Raw genomic sequence first — 23,005 nt, 5'->3', positions numbered from 1 at the left:
ATCGGAGTCGGGGTTACTCCCTATCGCGGCGGAACACAAGGGTAGTGCGGCCCATCGTGACCCGGGAGCCGTCCACCAGCGTCACCCGCCGGATCGGCTGCCCGTTCACGAACGAGCCGTTGGTCGACCCTAGATCCACGAGCACGATTTCGGGACCTTCTACGCGGATCTCGGCATGGTGCCGGGACACGCCCGGATCCACGAGACGCAGGTCGCAGTCGGTGCCGCGGCCCAGCAGGGTGACCGGAGTGTTGATCTCGTAAGTGCGCTGCGTGGTGTCGGAGCCCTCCACCGCGGTCGTCACCAGGAGCCGCGGGTTGCCGGCGAAGGCGCCGCCCCGCCCGCCCTGCGGCACGTCGCTCACCGGCTGGCGGATCTCCCCGCCCTCCACGGTGGACCCCCGGATCACACCGGACCGGATGCGGAACATGCCCGTGGCGAGGTCCCCCGCGTTCTCGAACCGGACGCGCACCGGACCCACGAAGGAGTACCCCTGCTCCTTCGCGTACTCGCGCGCCAGATTCGCCAGCTCCTGGCTCAGGCTGTCGGCGTACACCTGCAGCCGCTGCCCGTCCTGCTGAGAGATCTCGACGACGAAGTCGTTCGGGACCAGCGTGCGGCCCTGCGCCACGATCGCGGCCCGATCGTCCATCTCGCGCTGCACAGCACTGGCCACCTCGACCGGCTGCAGCTCCGACTTGAAGGCACGGGCGAAGGCCCCTTCGACCATGCCCTCGAGCCGTCGCTCGAAGCGCTGAATGACGCCCACGGGCACCTCCTCTCCCCACTGGTAGACGATCGTATCGGTGCGAAGGTTCGCGAGAAGTATCCGAGTACCTAACCACTGCTGCGACCGTGCTAGCCTTTTCAAGCGCCCGGAGACGGGACGACACCCTGGGCGGGTGGCGGAACGGCAGACGCGCACGGTTCAGGTCCGTGTGTCCGAAAGGATGTGAGGGTTCAAATCCCTCCTCGCCCACTTCGGGGTGCAGACGAAAGTCCTAGCCCCACAGTGACGAATCAGACCCCGGAGCGGCAAGCTCCGGGGTCTTCCTCGTTACCGGGGTCAGTCTTCTGTGACCGCTGGGACCCATGTGACGACCGCGCCGACGAGCGTCCCCTATTCGCCCGGTCAATCGTGACTGTCGGCTGGGCCTGTGGCGCGGGGGCGGTTCATGAGCCGGTGGGCTGGTCGAGGTCGGACAGGTCGAGCACGAAGCGGTAGCGGACGTCACCACGGCCGAGGCGGTCGAGTGCCTCCTGAACGCGCGCCGAGGGCAGTACCTCGACGTCGGCCGTGATGGCGTGGCCGGCGCAGAAGTCCAGCAGCTCGGCGGTGCGGCGGCGGCCGCCCGTGCCGGAGGAGGTCAGCTTCTTGCGGCCCTGAACCAGGTCGAGGATCCGGACCGGCTGCTCCAGGGGGTAGCCGAGCAGGGCGAGGGTCCCGTCCAGCGCCGCCATGCGCAGCAGCGGGGACAGGTCGTGCGGGGCGGGGATGGTGTCCAGGACGAGGTCGAACCTGCCGCGTGCGAGCCGGATCTGCCGGTCGTCGGCGGTGATCAGGGTGTCGGCCGCTCCGAGCTTGTGAGCGTCGCCGGCCTTGGCGGGCGTGCGGCTGAGGACGGTGACCTCGGCGCCGAGTGCGGCGGCCAGCTTCACCCCCAGGTGGCCCAGCCCGCCGAGGCCGGCCACGGCGACCCGGCTCCCGGGCCCGATCCCGGCCGCGCGCAGGGGCTCCCAGACGGTGATCCCGGCGCACATCAGCGGGGCGGCGGCGGCCGGGCCGAGCCCGTCCGGCAGGTGGTAGGCGAACCGGTCGCGCAGCACGTACTCGCGGCTGTAGCCGCCCTGGGTCCTGGTGCCGTCGATGCGGTCGGTGCCGCCGTAGGTGGTGACGGGGCCCTCGTAACAGAAGTTCTCCTGCCCGGCCCGGCACATCTCGCAGGCTCCGCACGAGTCGACGATCGTCCCGACGGCGACCCGGTCACCGGCCGAGAACGCGGTCACCGCGGCGCCGACGGCGGTGACCGTGCCGGTGAACTCGTGACCGGGGACCAGGGCGCCCTCCCCGAGAAGGCCGGCGATCCGGTGCAGGTCGCTGTGGCACACGCCGCAGTAGTCGACGCGGACCGCGAGGTCGTCGTCGCGCAGGTCGCGGCGCTCGACCGGGACGCGGCGCAGTGCGGTGGTGCCCTCGGTGCTCATCCAGCCGGTGGTGGTCCGCATGCTTCCTCCAGACAGACTATTCGGTCTTTTTTGAGCGTAGGCCACCTCCCGCCAAGAAACAAACCGACTAGTCAGTCTGCTAGAGTGGACGTCGTGCCCGAACTACCGACCACCCCGAAGGGCCTCGCGACCAGGCGCCGGATTCTGGACGCGGCCGCCGAGGAGTTCGCCCGGTGGGGCATCGCCGGCGCCAGGATCGACCGCATCATCGCCGCCGCGCGCAGCAACAAGGCTCAGGTGTACGGCTACTTCGGCAGCAAGGACGGCTTGTTCGACGCGGTGATCGCCGACCACGCCGACCGGCTCATGAGCGCCGTCGCGTTCGACGCCGACGACCTGCCCGGCTGGGCCGTGGGCATGTACGACGAGAACCTGCGCCACCCCGAACTGGTCCGCCTCATGGCCTGGCTGCGGCTGGAACGGCGTCCGGCAGGACGCCTCACCGACAACCCCGGCGACGAACCGAAACTCGCCGCCCTCGCCGCCGCCCAGGCCGCCGGACGGCTCCGCCAGGGCGACCCCCTCGATCTGATCGCCCTGGTCATCGCCATGGCCTGCGCATGGTCGCCGGCCAGCGGCTTCTACGCCGCCACCGCCGATGAGCCCGCCACCGACCACGACCGCCGCCGGGCCCTCCTGCGCGAATGCGTCGCCCGCGCCGTCGCGCCCTGACGGATCACCCCCCGTCACGGCGTCGTGAGCGCCGGGGTTTCAGGCGCCGGCGCCGCCGTCGACGGGCAGGATCGCTCCGGTCACCATCGAGGCCCTGTCGCTGAGGAGCCACGCGGCGGCCTCGGCGACCTCGCGGGGCCGGGCCATCCGGCCGAGCGGGGTCGCCGCGTTGTTCGCCTCGATGATGCCGGGCGACACCGCCTCCCACTCCTCGATCATCTCCGTGGCGGTGCCGCCGGGGGTGATGCCGTTGACGCGGATCCCCTCCGGTCCCCAGGTGGCGGCGGCGGTCTCGGTGATGCTGTTGAGAGCGCGCTTCATCGCGCCGTAGGCGGGCAGGGCGGGGTTCGCACGGCGGCTGCCGATGCTGGAGGTGTTGACGATCGCCCCGCCACCGCCGCGGCGCATGAGCGCGGCCTCGGCCTTCATGGCGGTCCAGTGGGCGCGGAAGTTCACGGCGAACTGCTCGTCGATGTCCTCATCGGCGGTGGTGTCGAGCGGGCCGGGCCGCTGGCCCGCCGCGCCGTTGTTGAAGGCTCCGTCGAGCCGCCCGTGCAGGTCCTCGACGCGGTCGACCGCGGCGCGGATGCTCGCGGGGTCGGCCAGGTCGAGAGTGACGGCGTCGGCGGCGCCGCCGCCGGCGCGGATCTCCTTCACGATGCGCTCGAGGGCGTCGGTGCCGCGGGCGGCGAGCACGACGGCGGCGCCCTCGGCGGCGAACAGCCGCGCCGCGGCCGCCCCGATGCCGCGGCTGGCGCCGGTGATGAACACGACCTTGCCGGACAGCAGGCCGATGGGTGCGATGTCGATGTCGTCGGTCATGGCACCGAGTGTCAGGCCGACCATCAGCCCGGATGCAGGCACAGGTGGTACCAGGATGCATCGCCGTGCAGCGCGCATACTTGGAGTATGGACAAACGGGAACTAGGGGCGTTTCTGCGTAGCCGCCGCGAGCGGCTCAAACCGTAGGACGTCGGCCTGCCCGCGGGCCCGCGGCGCCGCACACCGGGGCTGCGCCGCGAGGAGGTGGCGGTCCTCGCGCACATCTCCACCGAGTACTACGTCCGGCTCGAGCAGGGCAGGGCGCCGCGTCCCTCGGGGGAGGTCCTCGCGGGGATCGCGGGCGCGCTGCGGCTCACCGGCGCCGAGTCCGATCACCTGCACGTCCTGGCGGGCACGGCGCCCAGCCGTACCGGGCTGCACCGGCGCGACGTCCGCCCGAGCATCCTGGCGCTGCTCGAGCGGCTGCCGCAGACGGCCGCCTTCGTGATGTCCGCCGCGTTCGAGGTGCTCGCGTGGAACGACCTCGCCGCCGCGCTCATGGAGGACTTCGCCGAACTCGCCCCGAGGGACCGCAATCTCGCGCGCCGGGCCTTCCTCGGACCGGCGCGCCCTGACGCCCCGCTGTACGGGGTCTCCGACGCCGCGGAGTTCCGGCACCAGGTCGTGATGGGACTGCGGTCCACCCTCGCCCGGTACCCGTCCGACCCCGCCGTGACCGCGCTCGTCGACGAGCTCCGCGCCGGCAGCCCCGAGTTCGACCGGCTGTGGCAGCGGCACGACGTGCAAGCCGCGCCGATGCTCACCAAGACCTTCCGGCACCCGGTCGTCGGGGAGGTCACCGTGGACTGCGACGCGCTCGCCCTCACCGACCGCGACCAGCACCTCGTGCTCTACAGCGCGCCCCCGGGATCGCCTGCCGCCGAGGCTCTGGCCCTCCTGAACGTCCTGGGAGCCGAGTACATCAAGGCGAGCAAGCCGCTTTGACCGAGCCGGACCTTCGCCCCGCCGCCGGCGGTCAGTCCATGGTCGGCTCGTTTGTTGGAGGCAGGGCGTCGGGCAGGCCGAACGTCGCGAACAGTGCCGGGTCCTGGAACGAGGTGACCCGTGCGATGAGCGACGCCTCGATGGTGAGGACCTGGATCGAGTGCGCGTGGAGCATGCCGTCGCGGCCGCGCCGGTAGGTGGCGAGTGCGGGCTGGCCGTTGGCGGCGGCCGGTACGACACGGATGTCGGCAGGTGATCCGGGGAGCCTCGGTTCGAGGAAGCGCCCGACCGTCCGGCGTCCAGAAACCAGACCGGGATCGGCGGCATCTCATACACGGCGTCCGCGGTGAGCAGCCGCATCAGCGCCGCGACGTCCGCCGTCTGGAACGCCGCGGCGTACCGGTCGAGCAGGCCGCGCACCTGCGGATCGGTCGGTTCGGCGATGTCGTCCTCGGAGAGCGCGGCGCGGCCGAGCTGCGCGCGGGCGCGTTGCAGCAGGCTGTTGACCGCCGCGGCCGAGACGCCGAGCAGCCGGGCGACCTCGGGAGCCTGCCAGCGCAGCACGTCGCGCAGGATCAGCACCGCGCGCTGCCGGGGCGGCAGGTACTGCAGCGCCGCGATCAGGGCCAGCCGTATCCCCGCGCGGGAGGCGACGACGGACGCGGGGTCGGCCGGATCCGCCCCGTACAGCGTTTCCGGGATCGGCTGCAACCAGGGCACTTCGGGCATCGCCGTGGACGCGGGCGCGTCCGGGTCCTCGGCTGGGCCGCCCAGCCCGGACGGCAGCGGCCGCCTGACACGGTTCTCCAACGCTCTCAGGCAGGTGTTGGTCGCGATCCGGTACAGCCAGGTGCGCAGCGACGCGCGGCCCTCGAACCCGCCGTACGCCTGCCACGCGCGCAGCAGGATCTCCTGGACGAGGTCCTCGGCGTCATGGACGGAACCGAGCATGCGGTAGCAGTACGCCAGAAGCTCCGGCCGGTACGGATCGGCGAGGCGCGCGAAGTCCTCCCCGCTCTGCGTCGTCGCGCTCGGCTGCCGCATGGTCCCCCCACCCTCGTCGCGCTTGCGCGTGCTCGGTACCGGTCCGTCACCTGTACAGATCCCTGGTGACGCGGAAACTCATCGCCCGCGGCGCCGGCTCCGCTGGACCGGCGCGTTGCGCGCGGTGCGGCGGGCCTGAAGCCGGGTGACCGATGAAGTTCCGCGGCGGCTCGTATCGGTACGGGTGACCGCGCACCGCCGTCCCGGCACCGCGCGACCGACGCAAAGGGGGAACCGATATGGCCGGCCTGAATCTCACGGCCAGACCGCCCGGCCCTACGCCGCAGCGGGAAGGGCGGCCGTGGACGATGCTGGCGGTGCTCCTGCTCGGCCAGTTCATGGCCCTGCTCGACGTCACGATCGTCAACGTCGCGGTGCCCGCGATAGGCGCCGACCTGCACGCCTCGGGCGCGTCCCTGCAACTGGTGGTCGGTGGCTACACCGTCACCTACGCCATGCTGCTGATCACCGGGGCGCGCCTCGGCGACCTCTACGGCCGGCGGCGGATGTACCTGTGGGGCGCCGCCATCTTCACGGTCACTTCCCTGGTCTGCGGAATCGCGCCGGACGGCGCGCTGCTGATCGGTGCCCGGCTCGTCCAGGGCGCGGGCGCGGCGGTCATGGTCCCGCAGATCATCAGCGTCATCCAGATGCGCTTCGAGGGCGCGGCGCGCGCCACCGCGCTGTCGGCCTACGGCGTCGTGCTGTCGGTCGGCGCGCTGGCGGGGCTGGTCCTCGGCGGCGTCCTGGTCAACGCCGATCTGCTCGGCGCCTCGTGGCGCCCGGTCTTCCTCGTCAACGTGCCGCTCGGCGCCCTGCTGATGGCGCTCGTCCCGAGGCTCGTCCCCGCCGACGCCCCCCGCGGCACGCGCCGGCTCGACGCCGCCGGGCTCGCCATCGCCGTGCCCGCGGTGTCCCTGGTCGTCGTTCCGCTGGTGCTGGGGCACGAGGCGGGCTGGCCGGTCTGGACGTATCTGTGCGTCGCCGCCGGGGTCGCACTGGCGGGGATCTTCGTCCTGGTCGAGCGGAACGTCGCGGCCGGCGGGGGTGATCCGCTGCTGGACCCGGCCGTCCTGCGGGCGCCCGCGATCGCGCCCGGCATCAGCGCCCTGACGTGCATGCAGATCGCCTACGGCGGGTTCATGTTCACCCTGGCGATACACCTGCAATCCGGGCTCGGGGACGGCGCGCTGCGCGCCGGCTCGACCTTCGCCCCGGTCGCGGCGGTGTTCGGGCTGGTGGGCTTCTACTGGCGGAGGCTGCCGCAGCGCGTCCACCACCTGCTGTCCTCGGCGGGGCTCGTCCTGTGCGTTCTGGCCTACCTCGGCATCGCCGCCGGTTTCCACGACGGTACGCAGGACGGCCCGCTGCTATGGGCGGCGCTGGTCGTCTGCGGAATCGGTATGGGGTTGACGCTCAGCCCGCTGCTGGCCCAGTCGCTGCTCCACGTGCCGCCCGCCAAGGCGGCCGACGCCAGCGGCGTGCTGACCACCACCATGCAACTCGGTCAGGTCATCGGCGTCGCCGCGTTCGGCACCCTGTACTTCTCCCTGGCCACGCCCTTCCCACCGCATTCCCTGGCACAGGCGCATTCCTCGGCGCACGCGATGTCCTCGGCGGCGGTGTGGATGGCGGTTCTGAGCGCCGTCGGCGCTCTGTTCGGGATCGCGCTTTCTCGCAACGTCCGGCGGGCCGGCAAGACCGACATCGTGCGGTACGAGACGGCGGTCGGCGAATGACCGCGCGGGCGGCATCCCTTCCCGAGCCGGTGCCGGCGCGCACCGTCCGCGGCTCCGGCCCGGGTCTGGTGCTCTCCCACGGCGCGAACGGGAGCATCGAGCGCCAGTTCGGCCCGGTCCTCGACGGCCTCGCGGCACACCGCACCGTGGTCGGGGTCGATCTGCCGGGCTCCGGGGCGGCGCCCCGGTCCGAGGCCCCGCTGAACGCGGACGCGCTCGCGGACCGACTGGTCGCCGCCGCCGACGCCGAAGGGCTGGACACCTTCGCCGTCTCCGGCATATCCCTGGGAACCCCCATCGCGATCCGCGCCGCCGTCCGGCATCCCGACCGCGTCACCGCGCTCGTGCTCACCGCCGGATTCGCGCGGCCCGACGCCACATTGCGCCTGTTCAATTCGATCTGGCGCCGCCTCTACATGAGCGGAGACCGTGCGGCGCTCGCCGAATTCGGCGCACTCATGGCCTTCAGCACCCGCACCCTGGACGCCATGCCGCGCGAGAGGCTGGACGCCGTCGTGCAGCGGATCGCCGGCGGGTTTCCCGCGGGCACGCCCGAGCAGGCCGATCTCCTCGACCGGATCGACGTCGAAGACGATCTGCCGCGGATCCGCGTCCCGACCCTGATCGTCGTCACCACCGGTGACCGGCTCGTCTCCCCGGACCTGCAACGCGGCCTCGCCGCCGCCATCCCCGGGGCGGCGACCGCCGAGATCGGCACCGGCCACGCACCCTTCGGCGAAGCCCCAGGCGAGTGGCTGGACGCCATGAACACCTTCCTCCGCCCCAGCCCCGCAGAAGGCCGCCCGGTGAACCCGCCCGGGTGACCGCGGCCAGACGGCGACGCCGCCGGGGTGCCGGCGGTCGGGTGAGAGCCCGGCTGAGTACATGACCCGGACCGGATGAGCACGTGCACCCATGCCCTGGGCTCCTCCTGGCCGATTCACTTTTCCTATGACGACACAGCACTCTCCGGCAGCCCTCGGCTCGGCTGCCACTGGACGTGATCGTGATCCTCAGGCCTGGGTGGCGCCGCTCCTCGCGACGGTGCTCGTGCTGCTGCTCGGACCGGCCGCTCTGATTCTCGGGGGGCTTTCCGCCATGGCGACCGATGCCTGCGGCCCCGACGACTGCCCGCCGGCGTTGATGAGGCACCTGGACCTGATCTACGGCATTCTCGAGTTCGGCTGGCCCGTTGTGCTCGCGGCCATCGCGACCGCGTGGCTGTTGCCGTGGCGGCGTCGCTGGTCGGCCGCGCGGGCGTGTTCGGCGCTGGCGTCGCTGATGCCGCCGTTGCTGGTGCTGGTCCTGGTGTTCACGCTCCCCGCATCTTGATCCATGCTCTAGTAGAGGCTCGGGTCACTTGGTGGCCATCAGGACGGCCGGAGGTCGTGGCGTCATTTGGTCAGTTTGTAGAGCGTGCCTGAGCTGGACGTCCCGCCGTACTGCGACGCGCTGACGACCGTGCCGTGCTGCTTGATCCAGGCGGTGACGGCGCTGTTCGCCGAGCCTCCGCCGGGTCCACCGCCGCCGCCCAGCAGCACGTACTTCAGCTTGCCCTCCTGGACGTATTTCTGGAGCTTGGCGACCGTCATCGCGGGATCGCTGCCGGTGAAGCCGCCCATGGCGATGACCGGACGGCCTGTCTGAAGGATGATCGACGAGGCGTTCTGCGCGCTGGAGACGGCGACCAGCCAGGTGGCGTCGCCCTGGTTCTTCTCCAGGTACGAGACGAGCTGGGAGCCGACCTCGCCGCCGGGCCCGCCGCCCATCGCGCCGCCCCTGCCTGAGGGCTGCCCGCCCTGTCCGGACGGCGGGGTCGGGAAGCGGCCCTTCTGCCCGGAGGAGCCCGGTCCGCCGCCGGTCGGGGCGCCGTGGCCGAAGCCGCCCATGCCGCCCTGGCTGGCCGGGCCGGCGGTCGGGTTGCTGCCGTTGCTCGCGCCGCTCGACGCGGCCGACGCCGCGTACGCCGCGGGACCGGCGAGCACCGCGACCAGCCCGATCGCCGCCGCGGCGACGGCCAGGCGGCGCGGGGCGCGGCGCAGGTCGAGCCCGATGACCGCCACCGCCGCGAGCGCCGCGACCGTCCAGGGCAGCCACGGGTGCCACGACGGCGTCCGGCGCAGCAGGAAGAACGCCCAGCCGCCGGTGACCGCGACCGCGAACGGCAGCGTCCAGGACATCCGGCGCGGCGCGCCGAACATCATCACGCAGCCGGCCCCGGCCAGCGCCGCGATCGCGGGCGCCATCGCGGTCGTGTAGTACGGGTGGAAGGTGCCCTCGCTGAGGCTGAACACCGCGAAGTGGACAGCCAGCCAGCCGCCCCACAGCAGCAGCGCCGCCCGCTTGAGGTCGGTACGGGGACTGCGTCCGCGCAGCACCAGCCCGGCGACCAGGGCGATCGCGGCGAACGGCAGCAGCCAGGAGATCTGGCCGCCCATCGTGTCGTTGAACAGCCGTCCGATGCCGGCGGCGCCGCCGAAGCCGCCGCCCTGGCCGCCCCCGCCCCCGCCGCCTCCGCCGTTCTCGCCGAAGATCCGTCCGAGGCCGTTGTAGCCGATGACGAGGTCCCACACCGAGCCGTCGGTGCTGCCCCCGATGTAGGGACGGCTCGACGCGGGCACGGCGTCCACGATCAGCATCCACCATGCGGACGCGACGGCCAGCACACCGCCCGCCACCGCCAGGTGCCGGACGCGCCGCAGCCGTCCGCCGGGCGCGCAGAGCAGGTACACCAGCGCGAACGCGGGCAGGACCAGGAAGGCCTGCATCATCTTGGTGTTGAAGCCCAGCCCGACGAACAGCGCGCACGCCGCCAGCCAGCGCAGCCTTCCCGACTCCACGGCCCGCTGGAGGGCCCAGGCGCCGAGCACGAGCAGCAGGACCAGCAGCGTGTCCGGGTTGTCGTCGCGATTGATGGCGACGGTGATCGGCGTCAGGGCCAGGACGAGCGCCGCGATGAGCGCGGCGGTCGTGCCGAACGCTCGCCGCACCGTCGCGTAGAGGACGGCGACCGCCGCCACCCCCATCACGACGGACGGGCCGACCAGGCTCCATCCGTTCACCCCGATCACGCGCGCGACCAGCTCCTGTGTCCACAGGGCCAGCGGCGGCTTGTCGACGGTGATGTAGTTGCCGGCGTCCAGCGACCCGTAGAAGAACGCCTTCCAGCTCTTGGTCCCGGACAGGACGGCGGCGGCGTAGTAGGAGTTGCCGGACTGCGACCAGACGCCCCAGCCGTACAGCACGGTGGCCAGCGCCATGATCGCGCCGAGCGCCGCGCGCGCCGGCCAAGGGCCGCTCGCCTTGGGCCGGGCGTGGGCGGGCGGCGTGGCGGTTCCCGTTCCGGGAACGATGGTGGTGGTCATCGTTGCCGCCCCCCTACGCGGCCATGCCGAAGGACGCGCGCGCCCGCGGCGAGGGGACGGCGGCGGTGAAGCGGCCCTGCATGATGCGCCGCCGCACCCGGGCCATGCCGCGCAGGTCGTCCAGCGCGGTCCGCACGATGTCGACGCGGCTGTCGGGGTCGTCGGTCCAGTCGACGGGCACCTCGTGCACCCGCAGGCCGACCCGCTCGGCGAGCAGCAGCAGCTCGGTGTCGAAGAACCACTCCTCATCCTCGACGACGGGCAGCAGCGCCTGGACGACCTCCGTCCGGGCCGCCTTGAACCCGCACTGGGCGTCGGAGAACCGGGCGCGCATCACGGTGCGCAGCAGCAGGTTGTAGCAGCGCGAGATGATCTCCCGCTTGGGGCCGCGGGCCGTGTGCGCGCCGCGCGCCAGCCGCGACCCGATGGCGAGGTCGCTGTGCCCCGACAGCAGCGGCATCACCAGCGGCAGGAACCCGTTGAGGTCGGTGGACAGGTCCACGTCCATGTAGGCGACCACGTCGGCGACGCTGGCCGACCAGACGTGCCGCAGCGCCCGGCCCCGCCCCTTGCGGTCCAGGTGGACGGCCCGGACCGGCGCCAGCGCGCCGGCCAGCCGCCGCGCGACGTCCCAGGTCCGGTCGGTGCTGGCGTTGTCGGCGATCGTGATGACGAAGTCGTAGGGGAGCCCGGTCGTCAGGAAGTCGTGCAGCCGGCGGACGCTGTGCTCCAGCACGTGCTGCTCGTTGTAGACCGGCACCACGACCTCGACCAGGCGCCGGCGCGGCCCACGCGGGGACCGCCGCTCTCGCGGGAACAGGATCGGTTCGCTCATGGCCCCCACGCTCGGGCGGCCGCATTCGCATGCCGTGAACCGTCCCTGAGACGAGCCTCAAAGCTGCGCCCGCCGCGCCCACCCCCGCTTAACCCGCCTCTCACGCACCTCTCATCGACCCGGCAACGGCGACGCCGAGACGGCCGCGCTCAGGGAACACCAGCGGTCACAGGCCGAGACGTGCGCCTACACCTCCGCGCCCGGCTCGGGTGACGCGCCGCACACGCTCAGGGGTTCAGGAAGCGCGTGATGATGTCCAGGACGCGGCCCATGCCCTGGGTGCCGCGGATGTCCAGGTCGATCTGGAGGTCGTCGCCGTCCTGCTTCCTCGTGCGGCGGAAGGTGAACTTGGGGCGCAGTATCGCGGCCGACGTCGCTATCGCCAGGACGCTCAGGGCGGTGTCGTGGTCGATCGGCAGGGTCCGCTCGGACTCGGCCCGGTCGATGGCGGCGTCGATGGCCGGGCGGGTCTCCGGGACGGCCTCCGCCAGCGCTGCGATCAGGGCGCGGACGTCCCCGTCCTCGGGCGCGGCGGGCGGGGGCCCGGCGGCGGCCGCCAGGTCGCCGAGGAAGGCGCGGTCGGCGCCGACGCGGGCGTCGATCTCGTCCTGGGTGACCGCCGGGACCTCGCTGTCGTCGAAGTGGCTGAACAGGTGCTGCAGCACCTGCGCCACCTGCGCGTCGGTGAGCGAGGCGAGGGCGGGTTCGAGCTCGGGCATGGTCAGACCCCCGTCAGTTTGAAGGCGGCCCAGTGGTAGGGATGCCGCCAGGCGCCGCCGGACCGGTACATCGAGCGCTGCGCTTCGGTGAAGGCACGCGCCTTGGTGACGCCGCCCTTCAGGTAGGACTCGTAGAAGCGGGCGATCAGTTCCGTCGACGAGCGCAGGTCGACGTCCCACATCGGGGCGAGGACGCTGTCGGCGCCCGCGAGCAGGGCGGCCCGCGCGGGCCCCCACTGGTCGTCGCCGGCGGAGACGACGACGCGTCCGAGCGAGCACGCCTGGAAGGTGACGTGGGCGGCGGCCATCGCGCCGCCGAGCAGGTCGCGTCCGGACAGCCGGCCGTCGTCGGTCCCGGTCCGGGAGAGGGCCAGGCCGGAGTCCATCGCCTCGGCGTTGTCGCGGTACCAGCCGTGCGCCAGGACGTGGACGAGGTCGGTCTTCGCGAGGACGGACATCACCTCGTCCGGTGTGGTGTCGCGCGCGGACGGCTCGTCCACGCGGACGCCGGAGCCGCGCAGCGCCGCGGCGATCCGGTCCCGGCAGCCGGTGAACTGCTCCGCCTCGGCGGCGCGCGCCGGGACGGCCGCGACCGCGGCGGTGGTGAGGGCGGACGGGCGCTCCGCGGCGCGGCGGAGCAGGTCCTCGGCGACGCCGATGCTCGGCACGTAGGTCAGGGCCGGGTTGCGGCCGGTCTCCCACAGCTCCGGCAGCAGCAGGGCGTGCACGGGGAAGTTGTGCCAGGCCGCGTGCGGGGCGATCATGATCAGCGGTGCGTCCCGGAGGATCGGGACGAGTTCGTGCAGCCACGATCCGAGGTCCCGGACGGGGGCGTAGAGCCGGTCGTCCATGTCGAACGGGCGGTCGGGATCGATGCGGCCGTGCAGGCCCGTGCCGGAGAACGCCGCCTGCAGGGACATCGCCGCGCGGACGAGGCCGTCCAGCGGTACGTCGATCTGGAGGCTGGCGGTGCGGCCGGGCGTCATGCAGACCACGTAGCTGACGTCGCGGGCGGCGTAGAAGGACAGCAGCGCGGTCCCTTCGGGGAGCCGGGAGCGCAGCGCGGTCAGGTCGAAGTCGGGGAACGCGTCGGCGAACACGCGCAGGTCCTGGGGGCCGGACGGGTCGGCCGCCTCGGGCGGGAGGAGGGGCTCGGGGGCGAGACGGCGCCGGGCGGTGCGGCCGGCGGTGACCTCGTCCTCCGCGGCGGGGAGGTCGGGCGTCCAGGTCAGGCGCTCGTCCAGGCCCTCGTCCGCGCCGCGGACCGGCGCGTAGACCAGGGCGCCGTCGGGCTCGGTGCGCAGCCCGCGGCTGAGGTCGCGGCGGAACCAGCGGCCCTTGGCGCTCTCGGTGACGAGGATGCGGATGCGGCCGGTGAAACGGGTGTCGGGGTTGTCGCCCTCCTGCAGGATCATCAGCACGGACAGGTGGTGCAGCCGCGCGAGGGCGTCGATGGCGAGCCAGCCGGTGTGCCGCTCGCCGGGGCGCGGCTGCCGGATCCGCTGCCGGTCGGCGGCCAGCTGGATCCGGTGGGCGAGGAGGGCGTTGGCGAAGGCCTCGTAGTCGTCGCCCTGCCCGGCGAGCTGGTCGGCGCGCAGGGCGAGGTACACGCAGGCGCGGTCCCCCTCCAGCCCCTCGCTCTCGGGCCCGGTGAGCGCCTCGGCGTAGCGGTCCGCCCAGGCGGGGTCCTGGTCGGCGAGCTTGCAGAGCGCCATGAGCCGGAACACCACCGCGCTCTGCCGCAGCGGCCCGTGCGGTTCCAGGGCCGGGTCGGCGATCAGCGCGGCGAGGCCCGCCGCCGCGGCCTCGTGCTCGCCGGCGAGGTCGCGCAGCCGCCACCGGTAGACGGCGACGGCGAGGCGGGCCCAGCCGCTGTGCTCGGCGGGTTCGGCGGCGACGAGCCCGGCGGCGCGGTCGAGGCGGCGGGCCGCCGTGCGCAGCAGCGCGGCCATCTCGGGTTCGAGGTCGCGGCGGAACAGGCCTTCCGGTTCGTGGTCGCCCATGAGCCGGACGGTCGTCGTCACGTAGTCGAGGTTGAGGTCGCGTTCCAGGACGGGGTCGTCGAAGGGCGCCTCGATGGCGAGGGCCTGCTCGTAGTGCAGCAGCGACTCGGCGCGCTGGGTGAGGGACTCGCACGCCATGGCGGCCAGCCTCAGCAGGTGCCGTCTCAGGTCGTGCTCGGCGAACCGTTCGGCGAGTGAGGCCGCGCTGGTCGCGACCCATTCGGCCAGGTCCGGATGCTCGCCCTGGTACAGCGCGTACCCGACGGCCAACGCCGCTCCGAGCGTGTCCCGGGCGTCCTCGGCCGTGTCCGGGCGGACCATCCGGACGTGGAAGGCGAACTGGCGGAACGCCTCCTCCAGCCGGTCGTCCTGCGCGAGCTGGACGGCGCCGCGCAGGTAATCGGCGGCGAACATGCCCTGCCGGGCATCCCAGGTCGCCGCGAACGTCTCGACGACGGCGTCGCTCGGCGGCCATGCGTCCAGGGTCGCGGACGTCCAGGGCTCGTCGTCGTCGCGGCGGTAGTGGACGGCGTGCCCGGCGTCGCCTTGCAGGCCGCGCCACCGGTACGTCAGCCCGGCGTGCCGGTGGACGGTCGTCGCGGTCAGGACGCCGCGGCCGAAGTCGGCGGGCGTCAGGTCGGCGGGCGAGGACGCCGACGCCAGGGGCTCGGGCACGAACGTCCAGGGGGCGACCGGCACGGGAGGCTCGGCGAGCCAGCTGATGGCCGCGTCCGAGGACTCGGGCGCGGCCATCACGTCGTGGAAGAGGCGGCGCAGCCTGGCATCCTGGTCGCCGTCCGTCACCACCCAGTGGTTGCGGTCCCCGGTGACCAGCGCGAACCGCTGCGGCCGCCCGGCGAACCGTCCCGAGACGACGTACGCGACCGCCAGGGTCCACGGCACCCGGTACGGTCCGCGTGCGGTCACGGGCTCCGCGGTGTCGGCGAGGGCGTTCCCGGCGAGCACCCGCGGATCCGGCGGATCGGGCAGGACGTACGGCAGCGACCGGTACTGCCCTTCGTCGTCGGCCTGTTCGAGCAGGACGAGCACTTCGCCGTCCGTCGTGTCGGACGGCCGGGAGCCCTTCCCGGCGTCGTCGCCCCACAGGCCGGCGAAGAGGTCGGCGAGGATGTCCGCCGGCATCGTCGTGTACGGCACGGTCCGCCCGGGAGACGCGATCACCACGAGGTGGTGGGTGCGATCCCGGCGCCGCGCCGTGAACACGACCGCCTCCCGGTCGTCGTCGGCGCGCAGGGCGAGGACCTGGCGGGCGTCCTGGAACCGCGGTGCGCTCCTACGGAAGATCGGCATGGAGCTCCTCGGCCCTGTCCAGGGCGGCCCGCATGTTGTCGAGGTCCGGGGCGCCGGCTCGGGCGGACGCGGCGGCGGCCCGCCCGAGCCGCAGGGCCTCGTCCAGATCCCCCCGTTCGCCATAGACCGTGTACCGGTCGGTGAGCAGGCTCACCAGCAGGACCTTGTGCTGCAGCGCCATCCGGCGGGCGGGGTCGGTGAGGCCGACCGCCTCCCGGGACGCGAGCACGGCCTCCTCGAAGAGGTCGAGGTCGCGGGTCAGGTCGGCGAGCGAGTCCAGCGACAGCGCCAGGTTGTGCAGGCACCCCGCCAGCGACCGGTCGAAGGGGCGCGCCGCGGCCACCGCGGCGCGGTTCGCCTCCACCGCCCGGTCGAGGTCGGCGCGCTCGCCGGCCACCATGTACCGCCGCCACGAGATCAGCCCGAGCCGCGACAGCGGCACCGGCCCGCGCGTCTCCGCCGCGGCCTCGGCGGCCACGGCGACGGCCCGGTCGAGGTACTCCCGCTCGTCCTCGTGCTGGTACCGGAGGTCGAGGGCGACGGCCAGCTCCGACGCCAGCAGCGGACGCACGGGATGATCGCGCGGCAGCATGACCGTCGCCGCGTCCGCGATGCGCGTGGCGGCCTCGGCGTAGTCGGCGTGCTCGGGTCCGGCGGAGACCAGGCCGGCCACGCTGTCGAGCAGCTCGTCCGGGGCCTGGACGACGAGGCTCGACTGGGTGAAGCCGTCCCCGACCTCCCGCAGCGTGCGCCAGAGCGGCTGCGGGACCGCCGCGCGGTCGGCCGCGTACACCGGCGCCAGCAGGGCCAGGACGGCGACGAAGTCGGGGTTGTCGGTGCCGCGGCCTTGGCCGACCACGCTCAGGTACCGCTTCCAGTACAGCCGTCCCGCCGCCGCGAGGCCCGGCAGCGCGTCGGCGGGATGCTCGCGCGCGTACTCCACCAGCTCGGCCGCGGCGCGGACGGCCCTGTCGTCGAACAGCGGGGCGGCGTCCCCGGACCGCTCGACGGCCGCCAGCCGCCTGCGGACGTTCGACAAGGCGACATCACGCCGAATCCGGTCCACGCAGACCTCACCGTCGCCGTTGGGACGTCAGCCGAGTATGTTTCGCGCCGCGCGCCCGCGACAAGGCGAGAGAACAGCAATGGCCTGGTCAGGCCAACCGGCCTGCCATGGGTGTCCGGAGGTCGCGGGTCGTGCGTCCGAGGCGTTCGGGTTGTCGGAGGCGAGGGCTATCTTTGGCCGTTCCGTGCGTTCCGTGCGTTCCGTTGGCTGGGGATTCGAGGTTCTGATGGTCGTGCCGTCTCGTGATTCGATGCTGGACCTGCTGGCGGCGGACGGCCCGGATCCGGAGCACGCCGAAGCGTTGATGCTCTACGGCCGGCTGGTCGGGACGTGGAAGATCAGCAACCGGTACCGGTTCCCCGGCGGGCAGTGGCAGACCGCCGAGGGCGAGTGGCGATTCGGCTGGGCGCTGGGCGGCCGGGTGGTGCAGGACGTGCTCTTCTGCCCGGACTTCCACGGCCGGTTTCCCGGCACCACCGTCCGCATGTACGACGTCACGACCGGGCTGTGGCAGATCACGTGGATCTCGCCGAAGCTGCCCTCGTACTTCCACCAGGTCGGCCGGCCTGACGGCGCGGGCGGCATGATCCAGGAGGGGACCGACGCCGAGGGCAGGCGCTCGCGGTGGACGTTCACCGACGTCACGGCGGCCTCGTTCCACTGGCAGGGGTTCAGCGCCGGCGCCGATGGCGAGTTCGAGCTGTTCCAGGAGATGCACGCGACACGCGACTAGGCGCCGGCCGGGCGCGTCGGCGTTCCCCGGAGCCCGGGGTCGGACAAGGCTAGTAAATGTGAGACTTGTTCATATATTTTGGCGGTCCCCGGTGAAGGAGATCGCATGGGTTCGCGCCTGCTCGTGCCGACGGTCGTGGGCGTGGTCCTGGTCCTGCTCGCCGCCGGCGCGCTGATCGATCCGGTCGGGTTCTTCGCGCTGCTGGGGATGCCCGGGCGCGTGACGCCCGCCGCGCGGTGGCAGGTGGCGCCCCTGGCCGTCTACGCGCCGCTGCTGCCGGCGGGCACGGCGCTCGTCGCGAAGGCCTTCGGGCATCTCGGGCGGCGGGCGCGGTTCGCGACGGTGTGGGCGGGGTTCGTGCTGGCCGCCGTGGTCGCGAAGGCCGCCATGGCGCTGGCGGCGACCGTACCCGGGCTGAACGTCGCCGACCTGCTGTGGGCGACGAGCTTCACCGTCCCCAAAGCGGCCCTGTACGGACTGGTCCCCGCCGCGGCGACGCTTGCCGTGCGGGTGGGGGAGCGCCCGGACGGCGAGCCCGCGCACCGCGCGCACTGGCCGATCGCGGCCCTCGGTGTCGCGGTGGTCGCGTTGGCCGGGCCGTGGGTGTCCTCGCATTGGTCACGGGACCTGCCGCACGGGCTGCCGTCTGCCTCCCCGCAAGGGGGGCCGGCCGGGCTCCTCCTCGGCCTGCTGGTCCTGCTCCTCGCGCTCGCCCGCACGCAGCGGACCTTCGCGCGCCGGTCCCGCACGGCCGCCGGGGCCTTCCTCGGCGGATGGCTCGCCGCGATGTGGGCGGGCATCGTCCTCGGGGCCGTCCAGGTCGCCGGGCTGGTGGTCGTGGACGGGCCGGGCGCTCCCCTGCAGACGCCCGCCGCGTTGTGGGTCCGTCTCGGCGAGGGCGCGTCGTTGGGGGTCGCCGTCGGCTGGGTGCCCGGGCTGCTCGCCCTCCTCGCCGCCCGCGGCGCGTTCCGGTGGCCCGTGGCGCGGACCGCCCGCGCCACGGCCCTGGTCACCGTGGTCGTGGTGGCCGGTGCGGCGGGAGCGGTGGCCGCTACGCGTCCCGAGCCGCCGCCCGCGCCCCGCAAGGCCGTGGCCGCCGCGTCCGGGACGGAGCTGTCGGCGTTGCGGGTCGTGCGGGGGAAGCGGCCTCGGATCGTCGACGGAGAGGGACGGCAGGTCCTGCTTCGCGGGGTGAACGTCAACCAGCTCGTCGACTTCTACGCGCCGCGCCCGGGCGTCCCGGCGACGCTCCCGCTCGGCGAGGACGACTTCGCGCAGATGGCCGCGCTCGGGCTGAACGTGGTGCGCCTGGGGGTGTCGTGGTCGCGGATCGAACCGCGTCCCGCCCGGTACGACGAGGGGTACCTGCGGCGGATCGACCAGGCCGTGGCCTGGGCGAAGAAGCACGGGCTGTACACGGTGATCGACATGCACCAGGACGGCTGGAGCAACGCGCCCACCCCGCGCGGGACGTCCTGCCCGCCGGGCACGTCCAGGATGGACGGTTACGACGGCGCGCCGGTGTGGGCGACAAAGACCGATGGCGCGCCCCGCTGCCAGTTCACCGGACGCGACATCTCGCCCGCCGGGGACCGCGCGTTCACCAACTTCTACTACGACCGCGACGGCGTCCAGAGCCGCCTGGTGAAGGTGTGGGCGATGCTCGCCGCGCGTTTCGGCGCCGACCCCGCGGTCGCCGGATTCGACCCGCTCAACGAACCCGGCTTCGGCGAGCAGGCGCCGCTGACCTCGACGCTGCTGCTCGGCCGCTTCTACGACCGCGTCCTGCGCGCGGTCCGCGCCGCCGAGAGCCGCCCGCATCCGCTGTTCGTCGAACCGAGCATCTTCTGGTCCGGCACCGGCTTCGACGCGGTCCCGCGCGGCTCCTTCGCCTCCGACCCCGACATCGTCTTCGCACCCCACCTGTACGCCGAGTCGATCACCATGGACGCCTCGCTCGGCCTTCCCGTCATGACGTCCGTCGAGCACGGCTTCGTCCTCGCCCGCCGCGCCGCCGGGGACATGCCGGTCTGGAGCGGCGAATGGGGGTTCTGGGGCGACGACGGTTCGGTGGCCGACCGGCTGCACCGCTACGCCCGCCAGGAGGACGGCGCCACGATCGGCGGCGCGTTCTGGGTGTGGAAGCAGGCGTGCGGTGACCCGCAGAACGGCACCGGGCCCACCGGCGACGGACTCAACAACCTCGACTGCGCGACGGGACGCTTCCTGCCCCGCGACGCGGCCGCCGTCCAGGAGCTCTCGCGCGCCTTCCCGCACGCCGCCCCGGGCGTCATCACCTCGCTGCGATCGCTTCCCGGCGGACCGTCCTCGCGGCCACGGAGGTTCCAGCTCACGGGAAGGTCGTCCACGGGCGGCTGCACCCTGGACGTCTGGGTGCCGGGCAACGAACGCCCCACCCCGACCGCGACCGGCATCGACGGGATCGACGTGCGCCGGGTCGAAGGCGGCTGGAGGGTCACCGGCTGCGCCCGCGGCTCCTACCGGCTGACGATCGGCTGAACGCAGGCGGGAGCCGGCGCCGGGCAGGGGGCTGGACGTCCGCGCGAGCGAATAGTTACCATCTGGTCGGGATTCGCGGCCGGTGCGACGGCCGGCCGCGGGATCCTGAAGATCACCGACCCGGCCCTCGCCGTCCGGCGAGAGCGGAACCGCGGCGGGGGTGCTGTGTGAGTCCAGCCAAGGCGCGTGGACCGTATGCGAAGACGGCCGCTCGGCGCGCCGACATCGTCCGCGCCGCGCGTGACGGCTTCGCTGAGCGGGGCTTCGCGCAGTCCTCGCTCCGCGACATCGCCCAGCGGGCGGGCATCACCCACGCCGGGCTGCTGCATCACTTCCGCACCAAGGACGAATTGCTCGCCGCCGTGCTCGAGCAGCGCGACGCCGAGGAATGGGAGCGGGGTTCGGAACGGGTGTCGGACGCCAAGGCGGCCGGACCGTTCTTCGACGGCCTTCTCCGCGACCACCAGCAGGAACCCGAGCTGATGCGCCTGTGGGCGGAACTGGCGGTCGCGGCCTCCCGGCCCGATCACCCCGCCCACGAGTACTTCGTCGAACGCTACGAGCGGGCGCGCGCCCGCACCGCCCGCATGATGGGCGAGCGGGCGCCGGCCGGCCCGCCGGAAGGCGCCCCCGACCCCGAGACCGCGGCGATGATCTTCCATGCCGTGCTGTACGGGCTGCAGGTGCAGTGGCTGCTGAACCCGCGACTCGACATCGGCAAGGCGCTGGAGCACGCCCTGCGCCTCCTGCTCGGCGGGCCGGTCGCTCCGTCCGACCCGTCCTCGCCCTCTTCCACCACGGAGGCCTGACCTCCGGCTGACCCTCCCGCCTTCCCGGGGCACGGCCTGGCCGCGGCTCTGGGCGCACCCATCCCTCGTGAGAATGGAGTTCTTGTTTTAAGCGAATGGAATTCGATGGTCGCGCGACGCGCGACCGCCCACCCCCTTGGAGGCCGTACTCCATGAGAACCGTTCGACACTCCATAAGAACCGTTCGACACAGCACCTGGTCGCGAGCGCTCGTGGCCGTTCTCGCCGTCGCCGCGCTGACGATCGGCGGCGCGGTGGCGCCGGCGACGGCGGCTCCCGGTGGGCGCGCCGCCGGCGCCGCTCCCGGCCGGGCCGTCCCGCCGGCGCCCAAGCCGGAGCCGATCAAGGTCGATGAGCTGCCGCTCCCGCCCGTCGCGCCGTCCACCTCGGCGGGCTCGTGCACTCCGGCGATCAACCCGCACGGCACCGGATGCATCGGCAAGGCGACCAGCATGCAGTCGGGAGACTTCCTGCCCGACGGGCACCACGTCCTCGCCACGGTCGGCTTCACCGGCGCGCCCGCCGCGCCCGACCCCGCCGCCGTCTACACCGGCGAGCAGCTCACCATCGTCAAGACGGACGGGAGCACCTTCCCGAACGGCGACGCCTGGAAATGCGTCACCTGCGGAGTCCCCGACGCCAACGCGGTCGGCCGCAGTTCGGCGATGGACTATCCGCAGGCGTTCAAGGACGGCAAGCGCGCGCTGGCCGGCACCAACATCATCGACTGCGGCCCGTACCGGCTCACCAGTTCCGCCTGCACTCCGGCCCGTGTCCACATCTATCCGATCCGCTGGAACGTCACCGCCGACGGATCGGGCGCGGGCGGCAGCATCCGCGAGCTGCGGCTTCACCCCGACAACGTGCACCTGGGGTTCAACGCCGCGACCGTCACGAACGGCAGGTTGAACCAGTACGGCTACTTCGCGCGGTTGAAGTTCGACCCCGCGCCGAAGACCGGGACACCGCTGGCACCCCGCTACGACCTGGTCAAGGTGACCCGCCTGTTCGACCCCGCCCCGAGCAAGCAGCCCGTCACCGTCGACCTGCACCACCCCGGCCGGCTGAAGATCAACCCGCAGGCCGTGTCGGTCGGTGAACTGCGCGGCTTCTCCGGCACCGGCGACGAGGTCTCCTACATCGGCTACCCGGACGAGTCGTCCAACATCGACGTCTTCGCCGCGAACCTGCGGACCGGCAAGGTCCGCCGCCTCACCAGCAACCCCGAGTACACCGACCCGATCGCCATCTCGCCGGACGACGGCTGGACCGTCGCCATGGACACCCGCGGCTCGGACCGGCAGATGTTCCTGGCCGCGATGCGCGCCGTCCCGCCCGTCACGGACATGATCACCACCAGCGCCGTATCGTCCACCCGCAACAACGGGGACCGGCGCTTCTTCCAGCCCTACCTCATCGACCGGTACGGCGACCGCGGCGCCTACCAGGGCCAGCGGATCAACGCCGCCGGCGACGGCGGCCCCGGCGCGATCAACGACCCGAACTGGAACGGCAGGGCCGACCCCCGCTGGTCGCCCGACGGCACCAGCATCGTCTACTGGCAGGCCCTCGCCGTCCCGCCCGCCTGCGGCGGCGCCAACCCGCTGCCCTGCGAGACCTCGACCGAACCCGGCGGACGCACCGCGCGGATGATGATCGCGCACCTCACGAGCCGCAAGCCGCTCAAGCCCCGGCGCGTCGCCGTCGCCTCCGACACCGTCCCGTGGGGAACGCCGTACGTGCCGGGCAGCGCCACCCCGGCGCGGCGGTACCCGCCGCAAGGGCACTACACCCTGGTCGGCAAGCGGTCCGGTTCCGCGGCGGTGACCATCACCGACAACGCCGACCACACCGCGATCAGCACCGTCTCCGTCGCCTACCGGAACTACTCCGACGACGGCGCGCACATCCTCAACGGCACCGAGAGCGTCACGACCACCAACCCCAGCCCCACCCTCAACAAGCTCGACTGGTACTCCGACCTCGTCCAGACCGGCCAGGACCACGGCACCAAGAAGACCGGGCCCGGCGGATTCCACCTCACCATCGACGTCCTCACCAACATCTTCCAAGCGACCGGAACGCTCACCACCACCATCAATGGCCACGTCTACCGCCAACCGGCCAACGGAACCTGACCGCAGCCGAGAAGCACCGTTCACGACGGCCCCGCCCTGCCCGCGACCCGGGAGGGCG

At 73.0% G+C, this 23,005-nt stretch carries 17 protein-coding genes, 1 tRNA gene and 2 pseudogenes; 10 read left to right on the top strand and 10 right to left on the bottom strand.

Annotation, left to right across the window (positions count from 1 at the left end; genetic code table 11):
* Positions 1-13: 13 nt before the first annotated feature.
* The gene (locus tag AB0C78_RS06040; protein ID WP_151541686.1) at positions 14-769 is read right to left on the bottom strand and encodes a DUF3662 and FHA domain-containing protein; all 756 of its coding nucleotides are present in this window, start codon (positions 767-769) and stop codon (positions 14-16) included.
* A gap of 127 nt (positions 770-896) precedes the next feature.
* Between AB0C78_RS06040 and AB0C78_RS06035 the strand changes: the two genes are divergently transcribed.
* Positions 897-979 (top strand) — tRNA-Leu (locus tag AB0C78_RS06035).
* 194 nt (positions 980-1,173) lie between these two features.
* Here the strand turns inward: AB0C78_RS06035 and AB0C78_RS06030 are convergent.
* Positions 1,174-2,226, bottom strand: a complete 1,053-nt coding sequence (locus AB0C78_RS06030; protein ID WP_360742342.1) for an NAD(P)-dependent alcohol dehydrogenase — start codon at positions 2,224-2,226, stop codon at positions 1,174-1,176.
* Between the two features lie 93 nt (positions 2,227-2,319).
* Here AB0C78_RS06030 and AB0C78_RS06025 point away from each other — a divergent pair, with 93 nt between their 5' ends.
* Entirely contained in the window at positions 2,320-2,898 is a 579-nt protein-coding gene (locus AB0C78_RS06025; protein ID WP_360742339.1) for a TetR family transcriptional regulator, read from the top strand.
* A 39-nt stretch (positions 2,899-2,937) separates the two neighbouring features.
* Here AB0C78_RS06025 and AB0C78_RS06020 read toward each other — a convergent pair whose 3' ends face one another.
* Positions 2,938-3,720 (bottom strand): SDR family oxidoreductase, encoded by a 783-nt coding sequence (locus tag AB0C78_RS06020; protein ID WP_360742335.1) that lies wholly within the window; start codon positions 3,718-3,720, stop codon positions 2,938-2,940.
* A 156-nt stretch (positions 3,721-3,876) separates the two neighbouring features.
* Between AB0C78_RS06020 and AB0C78_RS06015 the strand changes: the two genes are divergently transcribed.
* Positions 3,877-4,665, top strand: a complete 789-nt coding sequence (locus tag AB0C78_RS06015; protein ID WP_360742361.1) for a helix-turn-helix transcriptional regulator — start codon at positions 3,877-3,879, stop codon at positions 4,663-4,665.
* A 31-nt stretch (positions 4,666-4,696) separates the two neighbouring features.
* Here the strand turns inward: AB0C78_RS06015 and AB0C78_RS06010 are convergent, their stop codons facing one another.
* Both AB0C78_RS06010 and AB0C78_RS06005 read right to left on the bottom strand, forming a co-directional pair.
* On the bottom strand, positions 4,697-4,840 hold the full coding sequence (locus AB0C78_RS06010) for a hypothetical protein (protein ID WP_360742364.1): 144 nt from the start codon (positions 4,838-4,840) through the stop codon (positions 4,697-4,699).
* A gap of 179 nt (positions 4,841-5,019) precedes the next feature.
* Positions 5,020-5,709: pseudogene (locus AB0C78_RS06005) on the bottom strand (RNA polymerase subunit sigma-70); the annotation flags it as partial.
* Positions 5,710-6,017: 308 nt separating this feature from the next.
* Here AB0C78_RS06005 and AB0C78_RS06000 point away from each other — a divergent pair.
* The 3 genes from AB0C78_RS06000 to AB0C78_RS05990 all read left to right on the top strand — a co-directional run bounded on the left by AB0C78_RS06000 (position 6,018) and on the right by AB0C78_RS05990 (position 8,780).
* Positions 6,018-7,448 (top strand): MFS transporter, encoded by a 1,431-nt coding sequence (locus AB0C78_RS06000; protein ID WP_360742332.1) that lies wholly within the window; start codon positions 6,018-6,020, stop codon positions 7,446-7,448.
* A complete protein-coding gene (locus AB0C78_RS05995; RefSeq protein WP_360742329.1) occupies positions 7,445-8,272 on the top strand; it encodes an alpha/beta hydrolase in 828 nt (275 codons plus the stop codon). The genes AB0C78_RS06000 and AB0C78_RS05995 overlap by 4 nt, the downstream gene beginning before the upstream one ends.
* A 127-nt stretch (positions 8,273-8,399) precedes the next feature.
* Positions 8,400-8,780 carry a hypothetical protein gene (locus tag AB0C78_RS05990; RefSeq protein ID WP_360742326.1) on the top strand — a complete coding sequence of 127 codons (381 nt, stop codon included), beginning with the start codon at positions 8,400-8,402 and terminating at the stop codon, positions 8,778-8,780.
* Positions 8,781-8,842: 62 nt separating this feature from the next.
* On the opposite strand, the gene AB0C78_RS05985 is transcribed toward AB0C78_RS05990, so the two are convergent.
* From AB0C78_RS05985 to AB0C78_RS05965, 5 genes and pseudogenes are all read right to left on the bottom strand, one after another.
* A complete protein-coding gene (locus AB0C78_RS05985) occupies positions 8,843-10,813 on the bottom strand; it encodes a glycosyltransferase family 39 protein (protein WP_360742323.1) in 1,971 nt (656 codons plus the stop codon).
* Positions 10,814-10,895: 82 nt separating this feature from the next.
* Positions 10,896-11,648: pseudogene (locus tag AB0C78_RS05980) on the bottom strand (dolichyl-phosphate beta-glucosyltransferase); the annotation flags it as partial.
* A 227-nt stretch (positions 11,649-11,875) separates the two neighbouring features.
* Complete coding sequence (locus tag AB0C78_RS05975) at positions 11,876-12,367, bottom strand: hypothetical protein (RefSeq protein WP_360742320.1); 492 nt, start codon at positions 12,365-12,367, stop codon at positions 11,876-11,878.
* Positions 12,368-12,369: 2 nt separating this feature from the next.
* Entirely contained in the window at positions 12,370-15,681 is a 3,312-nt protein-coding gene (locus AB0C78_RS05970) for a CHAT domain-containing protein (protein ID WP_360742317.1), read from the bottom strand.
* The gene (locus AB0C78_RS05965; RefSeq protein ID WP_360742314.1) at positions 15,665-16,747 is read right to left on the bottom strand and encodes a hypothetical protein; all 1,083 of its coding nucleotides are present in this window, start codon (positions 16,745-16,747) and stop codon (positions 15,665-15,667) included. Before AB0C78_RS05965 ends, AB0C78_RS05970 begins: the two co-directional genes overlap by 17 nt.
* 232 nt (positions 16,748-16,979) lie before the next feature.
* Between AB0C78_RS05965 and AB0C78_RS05960 the strand changes: the two genes are divergently transcribed.
* The 4 genes from AB0C78_RS05960 (at position 16,980) to AB0C78_RS05945 (ending at position 22,947) form a co-directional block, all read left to right on the top strand.
* Positions 16,980-17,480 carry a hypothetical protein gene (locus AB0C78_RS05960; RefSeq protein ID WP_360742311.1) on the top strand — a complete coding sequence of 167 codons (501 nt, stop codon included), beginning with the start codon at positions 16,980-16,982 and terminating at the stop codon, positions 17,478-17,480.
* 105 nt (positions 17,481-17,585) lie between these two features.
* Positions 17,586-20,000, top strand: coding sequence for a cellulase family glycosylhydrolase (locus AB0C78_RS05955; protein ID WP_360742308.1), 2,415 nt, complete (start codon positions 17,586-17,588; stop codon positions 19,998-20,000).
* A gap of 167 nt (positions 20,001-20,167) precedes the next feature.
* A complete protein-coding gene (locus AB0C78_RS05950) occupies positions 20,168-20,809 on the top strand; it encodes a TetR/AcrR family transcriptional regulator (RefSeq protein ID WP_360742305.1) in 642 nt (213 codons plus the stop codon).
* 212 nt (positions 20,810-21,021) lie between these two features.
* Positions 21,022-22,947, top strand: coding sequence for a hypothetical protein (locus AB0C78_RS05945; RefSeq protein ID WP_360742302.1), 1,926 nt, complete (start codon positions 21,022-21,024; stop codon positions 22,945-22,947).
* Positions 22,948-23,005 lie beyond the last annotated feature (58 nt).

The sequence above is a fragment of the Actinomadura sp. NPDC048394 genome, assembly GCF_040651755.1.
Lineage (GTDB): Bacteria > Actinomycetota > Actinomycetes > Streptosporangiales > Streptosporangiaceae > Spirillospora > Spirillospora montaniterrae.
This window is presented reverse-complemented; position numbering and strand designations above follow the sequence as displayed.